This is a genomic window from Pseudoalteromonas caenipelagi, from assembly GCF_013140855.1.
In the GTDB taxonomy this organism is placed as follows: domain Bacteria; phylum Pseudomonadota; class Gammaproteobacteria; order Enterobacterales; family Alteromonadaceae; genus Pseudoalteromonas; species Pseudoalteromonas caenipelagi.
The window spans coordinates 213,303-229,155 of the sequence record NZ_JABBPG010000004.1 but is presented as its reverse complement, the minus strand read 5'-3'; the positions used below and the strand labels follow the sequence as shown (position 1 = coordinate 229,155).

General features: G+C 44.1%; 11 protein-coding genes. 5 read left to right on the top strand and 6 right to left on the bottom strand.

Features of this window, described 5'->3' with window-relative positions:
- Positions 1 to 174 precede the first annotated feature (174 nt).
- Entirely contained in the window at positions 175 to 996 is an 822-nt protein-coding gene (locus tag HG263_RS11920; protein ID WP_171626299.1) for a 3-deoxy-manno-octulosonate cytidylyltransferase family protein, read from the top strand.
- Positions 997 to 1,061: 65 nt separating this feature from the next.
- Positions 1,062 to 1,700 (top strand): histidine phosphatase family protein, encoded by a 639-nt coding sequence (locus HG263_RS11915; protein ID WP_171626298.1) that lies wholly within the window; start codon positions 1,062 to 1,064, stop codon positions 1,698 to 1,700.
- A 69-nt stretch (positions 1,701 to 1,769) separates the two neighbouring features.
- On the opposite strand, the gene katG is transcribed toward HG263_RS11915, so the two are convergent.
- The 4 genes from katG to HG263_RS11895 form a co-directional block, all read right to left on the bottom strand.
- The gene (katG, locus tag HG263_RS11910) at positions 1,770 to 3,980 is read right to left on the bottom strand and encodes a catalase/peroxidase HPI (protein WP_171626297.1); all 2,211 of its coding nucleotides are present in this window, start codon (positions 3,978 to 3,980) and stop codon (positions 1,770 to 1,772) included.
- 163 nt (positions 3,981 to 4,143) lie between these two features.
- Positions 4,144 to 4,521: a VOC family protein gene (locus HG263_RS11905; RefSeq protein WP_171626296.1), complete on the bottom strand. Its 378-nt coding sequence runs from the start codon at positions 4,519 to 4,521 to the stop codon at positions 4,144 to 4,146.
- Between the two features lie 73 nt (positions 4,522 to 4,594).
- A complete protein-coding gene (locus HG263_RS11900; RefSeq protein WP_171626295.1) occupies positions 4,595 to 4,978 on the bottom strand; it encodes a YbaN family protein in 384 nt (127 codons plus the stop codon).
- A 114-nt stretch (positions 4,979 to 5,092) separates the two neighbouring features.
- Positions 5,093 to 6,313, bottom strand: a complete 1,221-nt coding sequence (locus HG263_RS11895) for a porin (protein WP_171626294.1) — start codon at positions 6,311 to 6,313, stop codon at positions 5,093 to 5,095.
- Positions 6,314 to 6,500: 187 nt separating this feature from the next.
- On the opposite strand from HG263_RS11895, the gene HG263_RS11890 reads away from it, so the two are divergent.
- From HG263_RS11890 to HG263_RS11880, 3 genes are all read left to right on the top strand, one after another.
- Positions 6,501 to 8,459, top strand: a complete 1,959-nt coding sequence (locus HG263_RS11890) for a methyl-accepting chemotaxis protein (RefSeq protein ID WP_171626293.1) — start codon at positions 6,501 to 6,503, stop codon at positions 8,457 to 8,459.
- Positions 8,460 to 8,582: 123 nt separating this feature from the next.
- Positions 8,583 to 9,434 carry a D-hexose-6-phosphate mutarotase gene (locus HG263_RS11885; RefSeq protein ID WP_171626292.1) on the top strand — a complete coding sequence of 284 codons (852 nt, stop codon included), beginning with the start codon at positions 8,583 to 8,585 and terminating at the stop codon, positions 9,432 to 9,434.
- A 242-nt stretch (positions 9,435 to 9,676) separates the two neighbouring features.
- Entirely contained in the window at positions 9,677 to 12,583 is a 2,907-nt protein-coding gene (locus HG263_RS11880; protein ID WP_246239951.1) for a TolB family protein, read from the top strand.
- A 146-nt stretch (positions 12,584 to 12,729) separates the two neighbouring features.
- Here the strand turns inward: HG263_RS11880 and HG263_RS11875 are convergent, their stop codons facing one another.
- Together HG263_RS11875 and HG263_RS11870 are read right to left on the bottom strand one after the other, a co-directional pair.
- The gene (locus HG263_RS11875) at positions 12,730 to 14,502 is read right to left on the bottom strand and encodes a PKD domain-containing protein (protein ID WP_171626291.1); all 1,773 of its coding nucleotides are present in this window, start codon (positions 14,500 to 14,502) and stop codon (positions 12,730 to 12,732) included.
- 110 nt (positions 14,503 to 14,612) lie between these two features.
- A complete protein-coding gene (locus HG263_RS11870) occupies positions 14,613 to 15,791 on the bottom strand; it encodes a tetratricopeptide repeat protein (protein WP_171626290.1) in 1,179 nt (392 codons plus the stop codon).
- Between the last annotated feature and the right edge of the window lie 62 nt (positions 15,792 to 15,853).

The window sequence follows — 15,853 nt, the reverse complement described above, 5'->3', positions numbered from 1 at the left end:
TTGCTTTGTGGCCTGATTTTTGTTGGTGTTTAACTCTGCCCTGCAGATTTACTAAAAAGCAAAGTTATTGATGAAGCAGACCTTTAAAGCAGTACAACAGACGTTCTATAATGAGCGCTGTATAAAGTTATTAAAATAACTTAGCCTCCTTCAATTATTTCTAAGGACTTTTCAATGCACAAAACGTTGATAGTGATCCCTGCTCGATATGGCAGCACCCGATTACCCGGCAAACCGTTAATAAAAATTGCTGGCAGAGAAATGTTGTTGCGAGTTGCTGATATTGCCAGTGATGTGTGCCAACACCAAGCACAGTGTGAGTATGTGGTGGCAACCGATGATGAGCGCATTGTGCAGCTGTGTGAGCAAAACCAAGTGCCTTGTGTGATGACCTCAGAGCACTGCAGCAGTGGCACCGAACGTTGCTATGATGTTTTACAACAACTAGCAGATAAACCAGATTTTATTGTTAACTTACAAGGCGATAACCCTCTTTGCCCACCTTGGTTTATTAGCTCGTTAATTGAGTCTTGGCGTGCCAGTGACGTAGGCGAAGTATTTACGCCTTATGTTGAGCTAACATGGCAAGAGCTGGATAAACTTCGAGAAGTAAAAAAGAGCACACCATTTAGCGGGACTACTGTGCAGATAAACAAAGCGCAACTGGCTTTAACTTTTAGTAAAAATATCATTCCAGCCATACGCAAAGAAGCCAACATGCGCGCAGCGTCAGAGCTTTCACCAGTAAAACGCCATATTGGTTTGTACGGTTATACAGCCAAAGCACTTGAAGCATATTTTTCTTTACCTGAAAGCACCTACGAAAGCTGTGAGGGGCTAGAGCAAATGCGTTTTTTAGAAAATGAAATGGCCGTGAAAATGGTACCTGTTAGTTACCAAGGCCGTACCGGTATGAGTGGAGTCGACAGCCCCGAAGACATAGAGCGCGCTGAGGCCATTATTGCCAGCGACGGTGAGTATAAACTGACCCCTTAACGGCTTACATATTTGAAATGATATATCGGGCGGGGTGAAGTGAGCGCTCGATAACAGGATATTCCATGACAACACGCTTAATTGTAGTAAGACACGGCAACACCTTTTTGCCAACAGACACCCCTACACGAGTAGGCGCACGTACAGATTTAGACTTAGTTGAACAGGTTAAAGGCACCGCTGTAGGCCATTACTTACGTGATAACCAGTTGGTGCCAGATGTGGTCTACGCAGGCCCGTTAAAACGTCATCAACAAACTGCCAAGTTGATTTGTGGTGTACTGAATATTGATGAAGCAGCGATTCAAAAAGACGAATTTTTAAACGAAATAGATTACGGGCCGGATGAAAACCAAGTAGAAGACGCGGTGATGAAGCGTTTGGGTAATGGCGACTTAGCACTTGGCAAGTCTTTGATTGATAAGTGGAATAAAGAGGCACAAGTACCACCTGGATGGTTAGTAAACCCTGATGAGCTGCGCGCTGGTTGGCATGCATTTGCACAAAATTTATTACACACTCAGGCCGACAGTACCACCTTAATGGTCAGCAGTAACGGTATTATGCGATTTAGCCATGTTATTGACCCAATGTTTAACTTTAGTAACCTCAAAGTGCCTACCGGCGGTATCTGTATTTTTGAAAATGACACTGGCAAGCCTAATGATTGGCGTTGTGTAGAGTGGGGGCTTGTGCCTAAGTAGAAAGTGATAACCACAGCCACAACCAACACAAAGGAGCACAGCAAGTGTGCTCCTTCATCATATTAATACTTATCTAATATCAAAGCGGTCGGTGTTCATGACCTTGTTCCAAGCATTAATAAAGTCTTCTACAAATTTAACCTGATTGTCTTGGCAGCCATATACTTCGCTAATGGCTCTTAGCTGTGAGTTTGAGCCGAAGACTAAATCTACACGGGTTGCTTGCCATTTTTGCTGACCAGTTGCGCGGCAGTAGCCGATAAATGTATTGCCGCCTTCGTCTTCTTGGCGCCATTGTGTGTCCATATCTAACAAGTTAACAAAAAAGTCGTTAGTTAATACGCCTGGGCGCTCGGTAAATACGCCGTGAGGTCGTTGCTCAAAATTGACGTTAAGTACGCGTAGCCCGCCAATTAACACGGTCATTTCAGGAGCGGTGAGCGTTAACAGTTGTGCTTTGTCTAGCAATAGCTCTTCGGCACTGATGCTGTACTCTTTTTTCTGGTAATTTCTAAAGCCATCAGCAATGGGTTCTAATACGTCAAACGATTCAACATCGGTTTGCTCTACACAGGCATCGCTGCGCCCAGGAATAAATGGTACTAATACATCAAACCCTGCATCTTTAACCGCTTTTTCAATGGCGACGGCACCCGCTAGGACTATCAAGTCGGCCAGTGAAATAGCTTTATTTGTGGTTTGCTCGTCGTTAAAACGCTGTTGAATTTGCCCCAGTTGTGAAAGGACTTTTTGCAATTGCTCAGGCTGATTAACGGGCCATTGGTTTTGCGGAGCAAGGCGAATACGCGCACCATTGGCGCCTCCGCGGCAATCTGAGCCTCTAAAGGTTGAGGCCGATGACCAAGCTGTATATACCAGCTCAGACACGCTTAACCCAGATGCAAGGATTTGAGCCGCTAAGTGATCGATATCTCGCTGGTCGACTAGTTCGTGAGTGACTGCGGGAAGTGGGTCTTGCCACAATAAATCTTCATCGGGTACTTCAGCACCTAAGTAACGCGATTTAGGACCTAAATCTCGGTGAGTGAGTTTAAACCAAGCACGGGCAAAGGCATCTGCAAAGGCCTCTGGATTTTCATGGTAATGTTTTGATATGTCGTGATACTTTGGATCTTCACGCATCGCCATATCGGCAGTGGTCATCATAATACCAACGCGTTTGTTGGCATCCTCGACATCTGGTGCATGGTGCTCAGCAGCAAGTTCTATGGGCACCCATTGCTTTGCGCCGGCAGGACTGGTTGATAAGGTCCATTGGTAGCCAAACAGCATGTCAAAGTAGCTGTTATCCCACTGTGTAGGCGTTGGCGTCCAAGCGCCTTCAATACCACTGGTAATGGTATCTGAGCCGCAACCATTGCCATATTGGTTTTTCCAGCCAAATCCCATGTCTTCTATGGGCGCGGCTTCTGGCTCCGGCCCAACGTGAGAATCTGCCGCTGCACCGTGACACTTACCAAAGGTGTGTCCGCCAGCGGTGAGTGCCACTGTTTCCGCATCGTCCATCGCCATGCGTTTGAAGGTTTCACGAATATCGCGTCCCGAAGCGACGGGATCTGGGTTGCCATCCGGCCCTTCTGGGTTTACATAAATCAAGCCCATTTGTACCGCCGCTAATGGGTTTTCTAGGTTTCTATCGCCGCTGTAACGATTGTTCTCTAGCCACTCTTTTTCAACGCCCCAGTAAATATCTTCTTCAGGCTCCCAAATATCTTCTCTACCACCTGCAAAGCCAAAGGTTTTTAAACCCATAGACTCCAGCGCTACATTGCCAGCCAATATGAATAAGTCGGCCCATGAAATGCTGTTGCCATATTTTTGTTTCACAGGCCATAGTAAACGTCGAGCCTTATCTAAATTGGCATTATCAGGCCAGCTATTTAAGGGCGCAAAACGTTGATTGCCAGTTGCAGCGCCGCCTCTGCCATCGGCGGTACGATATGTGCCAGCTGCATGCCATGCCATACGGATCATAAACGGACCATAATGACCAAAATCCGCTGGCCACCAAGCTTTAGAGTCGGTCATTAACGCATCAAGGTCTTGCTTGACGGCGCTCAAATCTAGTCTGTTAAAGGCTTTTGCATAGTCAAAATTTGCACCTAGAGGATTGGCTTTCTTATCATTCTGATGAAGAATCTTGAGGTTGAGTTGGTTGGGCCACCAATCGGTATTTTTGGTGCGATTATCACCTACACGTGTATTGCTGCCGTGCATAACGGGGCATTTCCCAGTGGTAGTTTTGTTGTTTTGATCCATGCGCTTACCTTTTAGACTAAAATTGTACATGACTAGCTTGCTCGTTATCCTCTTTGCTAACTGGCAAGCATTGACTGTATTTTAGACTATAGATACGAACTTACTGGATTGACAGTGAGTTATCTCGATTGCCGTATTCGGTTTTTTCTATGGGAACTATGCATTACGCGCGCTTCTCTACCCTCCAAGGTGGGTTTAAGCGGTTTTCTCCTGCCCAATAAAGTATGATTTTGTTACCGCTGGGGTCCTGTAATTTTGCCTCGCGCCATAAATAGCGTTTATCTTGTGGCAGCTCAGTAAACGTGATGCCTTTGTGTTGTAGCTGTGTCACCCACTCATCAAGCTGCTCATGCTCAAAATAAATGGTAGCCCCATTTGGCTGCTCACAGTCGCTCAACGATAATGAAAATGTTGCGCCATTAGGGCATTCAAAGCGTGCGTAATGTGGAGTATCAACGATTTGTAAAAACCCTAATAAACGATAAAAGTGAGTGCATAGCGCCATATTATCAACGGGCAGAGTGACTTGGTTTAAATTCATTGCAAATCCTTGTCGTAATAGAGGCAAACATTATACAAAAAAGCGCGGCCGAGGATATGCTGATGGTTGCACTTTAGCTTAGTGGGGGATGTGATGGTTTTGAAAAAATATAAGCGATAACCAGCAATTCGCACAGTGCCACGCTAACTAATACCCAAATCGCAGGTTGACTCAATAGCAGAACAACAAAACCGAATGACATACCGAGCAGGGCATAATATTTGCCTTTTTTGGGGATCACGCGATGTTCATGCCATTGCACCAGGCTTGGGCCAAACTTTTTGTGTGTCAGTAGCCAATTGGCCAGCTTTGGGTTGGAGCGCGTAAAACAGGCCAGTGCCAATATAAAAAAGACGGTAGTTGGCATCACAGGTAACACAATACCAACGAAGCCTAAGCCAACAAAAGTAATGCCTGCAACATGAAGCCAAAAACACCGATTAAAAAGTTTTTCCATAGCTGCGCTCACGCATAAGTTGGATATCTAAAGCTTATCATATAGCAATAAGTTTGCGAGTTTTGCAGCAGTCATAAGCGTGTAGTGCCTTGCTGACTGCTGCGCAAACGTCTGCTAGAAGTAGTAACCAATATTAATATTAAAGCGTTGCTCGGTGTCGTCACTGTCGCCAGCAATAGACCCTCCAACAAACGGTTGGTTTTTAGCATTTACAAAGTCAAAATAGGTAAAAAAACCACCTGCTGCGACCGACACTCCAGTGACATTCATCCAAGTGTTTTCACTATGATCAGATTTGTCGTAGATGATGCCAAAGTCATTGTAAAATTGTAGCCCAGTTACAGCGCCCCATTTGATAGGTAAGCTATAGGCCACATTCAAATTAGTGGTAGTCGCTTGAGCGGCCATACTGTCATAAAACGCGTAAGCGCCAACAGCCATGCGGTCAACACCGTCAATGTCATAATCATATTCACCATGTTGCAGCTGGAAGTTCCAAGGGCCCATGTTACTGTTAAGATGCACAGCCCAAGATTGATAATCACCTTCGCGCTCTACACCATTGTGAAGGCCACCAGTTTGACCGGAAAAGCCGACTTCAGTTGTGCCACCTTTGTGTTTGAAGTGGTAGGCGTAACGCCCTGCAAGCGTGTTGTATTCTCCCAACGGTTGCGCTGGGTTGTCATAAATGCCATCGCCTGCTTTACGGTAACCGACAATGTCATACGAGTAACGGTCATTGCGGTCTTCTACATAACCATCTACACCACCTAACTCGTCATTTTTGAAAAAGCCGATATCTAACTGCCAGTTATCTTTGAGCTTACGTTTGAACAACAGCCCTAAATCGTGGTCATCTTCAAGGCCGATATAGTAAGTGGTATTGAAAAAATAGTTGTGCGAGTTATATGGCCAGTTGCCAAAAGGTACTTTTGTTATGCCTGCTTGTACTTGCCAGTCTTTGGCAAAATCGTAGCCAACATAGGCATATTTAATGGCGCTCATATAGTCAAAAAATCGGATTTCGGCATTAAGTTGCACATCCCCAATATCACCAGAGAAGTTAACCCGAAATATATCGAAGTCGAAGTCGCCACCGCGATTTTTATTACCATCGTTATAAGATGTATGACTAAAGTTAGTACGCACTGCGCCGCCGACTTTGATGCCCGATGTTTTTTCTTTCGGCTTTTGTGCAGATTTTTGCTCTAGCTTTTGGATCTGCTTTTGTAAGTCTGCAAGTTGCTGTTTTAATTTAGCTATTTCTCCATCGTTTGCCTGAGCAAAAGCTGGGAGAAGGCTCATTGCGAGCGCAAGAGGTGTTAGTTTATGCATGGTTACCCACTTTTGAGTTACTGTGATAGTTACTTGTCTTTATTAGGGTAGACTATTTTGAGGTGTTAACTCAAATTAGAAACACAGAGTTATTATTATAAATTCATATGATTACGTTCCGAATGCTTGACCATAGTAGAAATCGCTAACTATATTTTTATGATGAACTTTCGAAGTTGGTGTAGGTATGAGAATTTCGCAAAAGCTACGCTTGGCATTTATGTCTGCAATTGCGTTGCCGTTAATCATAATTGCTGGGCTGATGATTTCACAAACCCGCCAAGCGTCTTTAGAAAGCTTCACTGAAATGGCCAACCGAGAGGCCTTACAAATCGACAATGGCATCTCGATGTTCTTCGCAGAAATTGCCAAAAACGTAGATTATCTAGCTAGCCATCCAAATGTGATTGCTGCACGTTCAGGCATTGAGACCTATTTTGATAAAAGTTCCGCAACCAATCTCACTTCCTTGCAAAACTCACCGATTGAAAAAGAAGCTTATCAAGTATTTGAGCTGTTTGGAGATACTCACCCTGGTATTGCTTACATTTACATGGGTAATACAGAAGGCGGCTATATTCAATGGCCGCAAGGGGAAGTTAACGCAGGATATGACCCTCGTAATCGGCCTTGGTATCAAACTGCAGAGGGGGCCGCGGGTAAGGCTGTACGTACCAATGCTTATTACTGGCCACCGGATGATATGGTGATAGTGTCGACCGCAAAGGCCATTATGCAAGACGGTCGGCTCATTGGGGCGCAAGGAATGGATGTATCACTGAATGACTTAACAGGAATTGTAAAGAAAATCCGCTTGGGAGAAACCGGATATTTAGTGTTGGTTGAAGATACCGGTACTGTACTGGCAGATGCAAAATACCCAGAGCATACTTTTAAGGCGTTTAACGAAGTTGCAAACGGCGTATTTAGCCCAATAGCAACATTTGATAGTGGACTACATGAAGTAACACTTCAAGGGAAAGACTACTTTGCCAATATTTATACTTCAAAATCATTGGGCTGGAAGTTTGTAGGTTTAGTGCAAAAAAGCGAGGTCATGGCGTCAGCAAACGGCATGACGATCACCATCGTGGTGTTAAGCGCAATTCTGATTGCCGTTTTTGTGGCGCTGGGCACGTATATTTCACGCTTGATTTCTGGACCTATTATTGCCGTCAGTGATGGACTGACGGTAATTTCCCAAGGGGGTGGCGACTTAACACAAAGATTAGATATTAAGACCAAAGATGAAACCGGCAAACTAGCCAATAGCTTTAATTTATTCCTAAATCTGATTGCGCAGTTAGTAACGCAAATAAACCAGTGTGCACAGCAGGTGACCCATACGGCGCAAGAAACCTCTTCGCAAGCGGCTGAATTGACCGACTCCACATCACAACAGCGACAAGCGCTGGAAATGGCAGCCACAGCGATTAACGAAATGGCCGCAACGGCCAATGAAGTTGCTGCAAGTTGTGCCAATGCAGCAGAGCTGGCATCGCAAACACAGCAAGCGGCTGAACTTGGACAAAGTGTAATTACGCAAACGGTTGAGGGGGTGGCGGAGCTGTCATTAGTGATCACCGATGCTAACTCAAATATTACTCAACTTGATAGTGAAAGTGAGAATATTATGTCGATACTGAGTGTGATCAGGGGAATTGCAGAGCAAACCAACCTACTTGCGCTCAATGCCGCAATAGAAGCAGCAAGAGCTGGTGAACATGGCCGTGGTTTTGCTGTGGTTGCAGATGAAGTGCGGGCGTTGTCACAGCGCACCTCCGAATCAACCGAAGAGATAGCATCTCAACTAGATAAGTTACGCAAAATGACTGAGCAAGTATCACAAGAAATGAACAAAAGTTTGCAAAGAACAGAAAGTGCAGTGCAGCTCAGTGAATCTGCACAGACTCAATTTATAGATATTACGCAATCCATTCAAACGATCAGTGATGTGAATATGCAAATTGCAACGGCAGCGGAAGAGCAACAGCATGTAGCTGAAGATATCAGCCGCAATGTCGTAGAAATAAAAAATGCGGCAGACAATGTGACGGAAGTTGCTGCTAATACCGCGCAAAGTGGTGAAAAAATGAATAAATTATCTATGAAGCTTTCCGATCTTGTCGGTCAATTTAAGGTGTAACCGGTTTACCTCACGCTAACGGCGAATGATGAAAAACCTTCATTATTCGCCGTTATTTATTTACTCATGGCGCATATTTTCGGTAATGTAGGGCCAGTCATAGACTCAACAATAAGGTGAAAGATGGAATTATCAGCATCCGTGTCTATTCAACATACCGACAGTGGTCTTGAATATATCAACGTTGACAGTCCACTATGCTCTGGCAAAGTATTTTTGCAAGGGGCTCAGCTGAGCGAATTTACACCCAAAGGACAAAACAGCTTAATTTGGGTGTCTGCTGATGAAGATTACCAAGAGGGGAAGCCAATACGAGGTGGTATACCAATTTGTTGGCCTTGGTTTGGCATTCATGAAAAAGCGGATTGGCCGATTCATGGTGTTGCACGTAAGCTATTATGGCGTGCAGAAGAGGTGAATGAATTTAGCGATCACATTGTTGTGCGCTTGTCGTTACCAATGCGTTTGGTGGATGAAACTTACTGGCCTTATAATTCTAAGTTGGAAGTTGAGTTTCGTTTTTCAGAGCAGCTGGAGGTGCGCTTAACAAACACCAATTTAGGTGACCGAGCGTTTACACTCTCTCAAGCTTTACACACTTACTTTCCCACACCTGATATTAAGCGTACTACGGTTGACGGCCTACAGGGCGCAACTTATATCGAATTTAACGAAGGACCATTTGTGCAACAGGATGTCGTCGGTTTCACGCGTGAAACAGATATGGTCTATACCCAAGCTGGCGTAACGCAAACAATCCACACTCCCGAGGGCTGCATTGAAGTGACAAGAGAGAATTCAAGCTCTTGTGTGTTGTGGAATCCTTGGATTGAAAAGTCAAAACGATTAAGTAACTTCCGAGATGATGAATATCACACCATGTTGTGTTTAGAAGCAGCGAATGTGATGGGTGATATGGTCACTGTGGAACCTGGTAAAAGCCATACGCTTGCAACCATTATCCGTTGGATTTAGGTTCGATTATCTTTTAGCAAAACGTATCCCATTTGCCGTATTAGGCTGGGGTACGTCTTGAGTGCCTCACCTTGTGTGCATAGGGGGTTGCTTCAGCTTGTATATACAGCTTTACTTTAGCGCTGCATTTCATTGTCTTACCCCATATCGAGTTTTTCATCAACGCTTACAATTTAATACACTTACAAAGATAATTTGTGGGCATAATTTGAACGTTAATAATATTATAAGGTCATGGAATTATGCGCTTAAGAGTACTTGCTGCCGGTTGTATTAAACTAGCGAGCCTATTGGTGATGCCAGCTTGGAGTGCTGCACACTGGTTTACGCTTAATACTGAGCACTTTAATATTCACTACACGCAGGGGAACGAAGCGTGGGCACGCTCAGCTGCACAAGAACTTGAAATAGTCAGAGATAAAGTGTGGCAGCAACAAAAGCGTGTGCTTGAGGGTAAAGCCGATGTGGTGGTATTTGACCCCATTCATGCTGCAAATGGATTTGCGCTACCAAGCACTGATAACCCGCTTATGGCCTTGTTTACCACGCCACCTCAATCAGACACGGCTATATCAAATCATGCCAGCTGGCAGCAGCTATTAATTCTGCATGAGTACATACATTTGGTACATTTATCACAGCCCAGTCGACACCGATGGCGACAAGCACTTCGCGATACTTGGGATTTATACGATATTTCTCAGGCGATGATGCCACGTTGGGTTGCTGAAGGGTATGCCACATTAATGGAATCGAAAATGACTGGGCGAGGGCGAATTAATGACAACTTTGGTGAGGCGCTATTAACAGAGCTTGCTCAACAAGGCGCTCTATTATCCTATGCTCAGTTAAATGAAGGGAACGACGAGTATTACTCGAAATCCATGGCATACTTGATAGGCGGGCGTTTTTTAGCTTGGCTTGAACAGCATTACTCAGAACAACTGCTTGATGCCGTGTGGACGCGTATGAGAGCCGTGGAGTCTCGAGATTTTGACAGTGCATTTTATGGCGTTTTTTCCGACCATCCTAGTACACTTTATCGTCGATTTGTAGCTGAGTTTACTTATCAAGCGATGTCTAAAGAGCAACAAGAGCCGCCCCTGATGAGCGACCTTTGGCAAGACTATCAGTATGCTGCCACGAGTCCGGTGCTCAGCGCGGATGGCAGCATGCTTGCGATTGTTGAAAGTGATGCCAAAGGCAGAGTAAAACTCAACGTTTATGAGACTAAAACTGACGCCACTGCAGAACAAAAGTTTAATGATAAACAAAAAGAAATTTTAAGCGCCGATCCGCAAGACATTGCAGATGTTAGGCCAATAGTTTTTGCAAAAAAAACGCTTCATACACTCGAGCCAATAAACTTTTCAGGCATACGTTATCCACAGTGGCGTGATAACCACACGCTTTATTTTGTTGCATCGGTAAATGACAAGGATGTAAAGCAGGTGCGCCGAGGGGAGCTATTTAGTTGGTCACTTAAGACAGGCAAGATTGAGCAACTGACGCAAGGTGTTGCTATTCGTCGCTTCACACTCAGTGCTGATGGGCATACCGTATTTGCCGAGCAGGTGATGAATGGTCATTCTGAACTGGTAAAGATTAACTTGCATGAACAAACTGTTAAGGCGCTATTTTCAAAGCAATTAAGTACGTTATATGATTATCCAACGTTGCACGATACACAGCAGAAGCTCGCTTATTTAAAGCACACGTTAAATCAAAACTGGCAGTTGTATATACAAGATTTAACTACCCAGCAGCATATCCAAGTGCCGATGCCCCAAGGGTATCAATACGCCACTCAGCCTAGTTGGTCTAAAACTGGTGAGGCGCTTTATTTTATCGCAGGGACTGAGGGGTGCGTTGATATTTATCGATTTGAATTGCTGACGGGCGCTTTATATAAGCTAACGCAGGGTCAATCGCTATTTGCCTTTCCAATAGCGCAATCCAGTGGTGATTTACTTTATTTATCAAGTGGTTTTGAAGGCAATGATATGTATCAGTTACCAGCCAGTTTACATGGCGAGTTGGTATATGAACTGGCGCCTCGCAACACAAGTGTACCTGAGAACAGCATCGCTAAGCATAGTAACACGGTGGATGATACGGAACAGTTTAACGGGTCGATCCGCTTACCTGCGGCAGCAATATACCATTATGAGGCGGCTGTCAGTCAGTATGATATTTGGCAACAGAGTGCGTCATTGGCTTTGGGGGCACAGTATGCTTCAGCGAGTACATCATTGCTCAATATCGGTGTAAAAGGGTCTGACTTTTTAGAGAAACTAAGTTGGCATGCTGGATTGAGTCAAGATATTGCAGGTAATGCACTCAATGGGGTGTTTGCCAAAGTGAGATATCAGCAAGGTGCTTCGCAATGGGATATGCATGTATTTGATTATAAGTTAGATAGCCAGAAACAGCAGCGTACAAACCTAGGTGATACTGTGCAACAACATGGTATTTATGGACAGTTTAGCCATAGCTATCAATGGCAGCAGCTACACGTGCAAGGTCAATTCTCAGGACTGCTTGGGAAAAAACAAGCACAGGGTCAAAGCGTAGATCACCGTTGGCTAAGAGTGGGTGCGCAGCAGCAGTGGCAATATGATAATCAATCGTTTGCTATTGGTCAGAAGCTCGCGGGTTTTTGGAGTGAAGGTGAAACCTACGGGCAGGATTGGCAAGGCCAAAACCTTGATGCCACACTATTCGGTAAGATATTTCATATACCAATGTATGTGTCTTATCAATTTGCGAAACGACAGCAGCAGACTCTACAACTCGGCGGAATGAGCTCGTCTTTGTTACCACAAAGTCGTATGGTCAACACGATTACTGCACCCGACTTACCATTTTATGCTGCCCAAGGTCATCGATATGAGGGTTATGGTGGCGCTATTGCTTTGCAAGCGCAGTTTCCTTGGCTGTACTATCAACAGCATCAACTTGATGAGCAGGTATTTGGACAAAGTTATGGCTTGAAATGGTCAACGAGCTTTAACGGCCAATCGTGGTTAGGAAAATTTGCACCGGCGGGATTGAGCGATTTTCGCGTTGATTTGGGCGTAAGCCGAGTCGAGGGGGATAGCTTTGAAAATGAAAATAGAGCCTGGTTAGGTCTTTGGTACGATTTATAATTTAGCTCATGCTTTGGCTTTGGTAGGGAAAAGGCGACATTGTATGTCGCCTTGGGTATGAAACAGATATGGAGAATGACGAGCATGCCAGGTATGCGTTTTACGCTGGTAAGCTTACTTGCCGCCTACATGCTCCCCGATATGCCTTAATTAGTATAGTCAGCCGTTAGCTGTACGCCATTAAAAGACGAAAAAGCTCTGATCATTACGTGGTAACGACCAGCGCCATCATTTTGTGTACAAGTTTCACCATTGCCCCAACGGTAAGGTCGGCAATCATAGGTTGAAGTTGTTGGCTTTTCGCCTTTACGTACGTACATGTCGGCATCTCCCGTACCACCCGCCATTTTAAACGTAATATCTGTTGCGCCAGCAGGTACGTCAAAGTAGAAAAATTGCTCAGTGTACTTGTCACCTGATAAATCTGTTTTTGCGACACCTTTTTGCAATTGTGCAGGATCATCTGCGTTGGTCACTGATACGGTTTTGCTGACAGAAGCTGTTTGGTTGTTATCGTCAGTCACTTTTAGCGTTACGGTGTAATCACCAGAGCTGGCAAAACTGTGGCTTACATTACTACCAAAATCAGCGTTGCTACCGTCACCAAATTGCCATTCGTGTTGTTCAATTGTACCGTTTGTTACTCGTGATGCAGAGCCGTCAAACTGACAGGTTAGTAAGTTGCAGGTATAAGTGAAGCTGGCAACAGGGACTGGGTCACCAGTTGGCTGGTCACCTACAGGCACTACGTTGTTAAAGATGCTGGATACTTGTGGCCAAATTTTACTAATTTTCGCGCCTTTGTTTGTACAGCCACCAAGGTGATGTAAAGCGATTACATCACGAGTATCCGCTGCTACAACTGGTGAACCTGATGAGCCACCAGTAGTATCGCAGTAGTAACCTAAGTCTGTGCCTGTACCGCGGCCATTTGCGTTAGCTTCGTTCACTTGGCATAAGCCATTGCTATCTTCGTCCGATTCGATAGATAACTCTTTTGGATTGCCTGCACCGTGCTGGGGAATATAAATACGTTGACCTTGCGTAGCATCATTCACATCAAGACCAAAGTAGCCAAATGGCTGTGTTTGTTCAAAGTTGTTTACTGTAAACAAAGTATAGTCAAGGGTATAGTCAGTTTTTAAGAAATCTTTACCGGTAACTTTAACAACTGTTTCCTTTGTTGTGCCATTACACGTTGTATGCTGGTAGTTAAACCACACTTCTGTTGAGGTGAGTTCAGAGGCTGTTTCGACACAGTGGTTATTAGTGAACATACGGTTGTCAGAACCAACACGCCAGCCTGTACACAGGCTGCGACCACCAATTACTAGACGTGCGACAGGTCGGCTGCGCTCAAATTCTTCAGAGTGTGATTGTGACCAACATTGCACATCGCGGCGCTCCATTGCACCACATGTAGAGTCTGTACCTAAATCATCGCTACTTAGCTGGTTTTCAATACCGAAATGGTAATAGTCGACAACAGGTGTACCTAATGTGGTGTTTAAATCAGTGCCCGGAGTGTACTCAACAATGACTGTATCACTGGATACTGACATAGCCGCAAAGTGATTGACTCCATTGTCACCTTTTTCAAAAGTAGCCTTGCGCATATCTGCTTGAGTGTATTCGTAGCGTTCGCTATTATCCGTTGCCCTGACTACCAGCTTGCCACCACCTTTGAGGTTAACATTTTTAAAGTGTAGTTTGATATAGCTTGCATCTGGATGAGAGATTGTTTGCATAATGGTATTTGCTTTACCACTGAGCGCGAGATTGAGAGTTGCTGTTTTGCCGATCACCGTTTCATTGGTTTTACTGGTGAAGCTCATCATTTGTGTGTCGGTTAAAGGTGCTTGTGCTAGCGCTGTCATTGAAGCTAGGCCTAGAACAGGGAGGAAATAGCGTTTTTTCATTGTTTATCCTTACATGCTTGTTGTATGTTTGTCTAAAAGTTAGACACACATAAGGTAGAACGAAAAAACGCCAAGGTAAACACATTGTTAATAATAAATTAACATTGTATTTAATTTTGCTCTTTGATTTGGTTATAACTGCTATCAAATTGTTTTAACGTATTGAGCTTGGCTTGATAGATCCCTTGCTTTTTTTGATCCTCAGCTTTGTCGATTGCGGTTTGCAAATAGTGTTGAGCGGCTTTTGTGTCGCCTTTAAGGTAAGAGACTTTTGCTAACGAGAAAAATGGTTCGGGCAGATAAGGCGTATCATGTGTTAGCTTTTTCAATATATTTTCAGCATTTAAATATTGATGACGCGCAATAGCTTGCTCAGCAAGCTGAATAAAGTCAAACGGTGTTTTGGCGCTATCATAAAGTGTTTTATCTAGTTTTTTTACTAATTTGGTGTTGCCAAGTTGCTGAGCAAGAAAGCTATAGTTATGAAGCAAATTACTGGATATAAATTGGTTGTCATAGGCAAATTCATACAATTTTTGTGCTGTATTGGTATCGTCATAGCGTCGATGTAACACCGCGGCCAAACTAATTAATTCAGGATCATACGGCGTGTATTCAAATGCTTTTATAAGTAATGAATAACTTAGGTTGTACTGTTTTTTGAGTAAGGCTTCTGTAGCTAAGTTTGCATAGTACTTGGCGACTAAATCTTGATAGCTAGCACTGCCAACAAAGGCAATGTCTGTCACAGGAAAGTAGTCGATCACAGTACCTGGGCGGATAAAGTAAACCCAATCTTGCTTTTGTTCTACAGGTGCATAGAGCTTAGTCTTAAAGTGGTGAGATATCAGTATGGTTTGGTTCTGCTGCTTATAAACAGGTATTGAAGCCACCTCGCTGAAGCTTGTTTGTACACCAAGTAAATTGGCATAAGCCTGAGTCAATATAGCTAAACTGATGCAGTTACCTTCATTTCTTTGCACCACTTCACTGGCTGTCAGCGTAGCGCCATCGTAGCTAAAGTTACTGATCCTAGACTCTAAATAATCTGCAATGATGCGATCGACTCGAACCTGTTTCTCTTGTGCTTGTTGAGCATACTCCTTAAAGTCGCGTTGCTCATGTTCAGGCAACATAAAAATACGAGCTTCTTGGGTGACGGGGATGGGCCGAAACAGGCCATGATTCATTAATGTTACAGGTGGCGTTATCTGTATAGGTGTTGTTTTTTCAGCAGTATGGCTACAGCCTACTAGCGTTAAAAATAGTAATAAAATAAAGTACTTCATAGTTATATTTAATTCGATTCGCACTGCCAACACTCTATCTACTGCGTGACCAGCTAGCAACT

Excerpts from the sequence above, each read along its gene's own strand:
- HG263_RS11920 (WP_171626299.1), top strand. The coding sequence starts at position 175 with ATGCACAAAACGTTGATAGTGATCCCTGCTCGATATGGCAGCACCCGA.
- HG263_RS11915 (WP_171626298.1), top strand. The coding sequence starts at position 1,062 with ATGACAACACGCTTAATTGTAGTAAGACACGGCAACACCTTTTTGCCA.
- katG (WP_171626297.1), bottom strand. The coding sequence starts at position 3,980 with ATGGATCAAAACAACAAAACTACCACTGGGAAATGCCCCGTTATGCAC.
- HG263_RS11905 (WP_171626296.1), bottom strand. The coding sequence starts at position 4,521 with ATGAATTTAAACCAAGTCACTCTGCCCGTTGATAATATGGCGCTATGC.
- HG263_RS11900 (WP_171626295.1), bottom strand. The coding sequence starts at position 4,978 with ATGGAAAAACTTTTTAATCGGTGTTTTTGGCTTCATGTTGCAGGCATT.
- HG263_RS11895 (WP_171626294.1), bottom strand. The coding sequence starts at position 6,313 with ATGCATAAACTAACACCTCTTGCGCTCGCAATGAGCCTTCTCCCAGCT.
- HG263_RS11890 (WP_171626293.1), top strand. The coding sequence starts at position 6,501 with ATGAGAATTTCGCAAAAGCTACGCTTGGCATTTATGTCTGCAATTGCG.
- HG263_RS11885 (WP_171626292.1), top strand. The coding sequence starts at position 8,583 with ATGGAATTATCAGCATCCGTGTCTATTCAACATACCGACAGTGGTCTT.
- HG263_RS11880 (WP_246239951.1), top strand. The coding sequence starts at position 9,677 with ATGCGCTTAAGAGTACTTGCTGCCGGTTGTATTAAACTAGCGAGCCTA.
- HG263_RS11875 (WP_171626291.1), bottom strand. The coding sequence starts at position 14,502 with ATGAAAAAACGCTATTTCCTCCCTGTTCTAGGCCTAGCTTCAATGACA.
- HG263_RS11870 (WP_171626290.1), bottom strand. The coding sequence starts at position 15,791 with ATGAAGTACTTTATTTTATTACTATTTTTAACGCTAGTAGGCTGTAGC.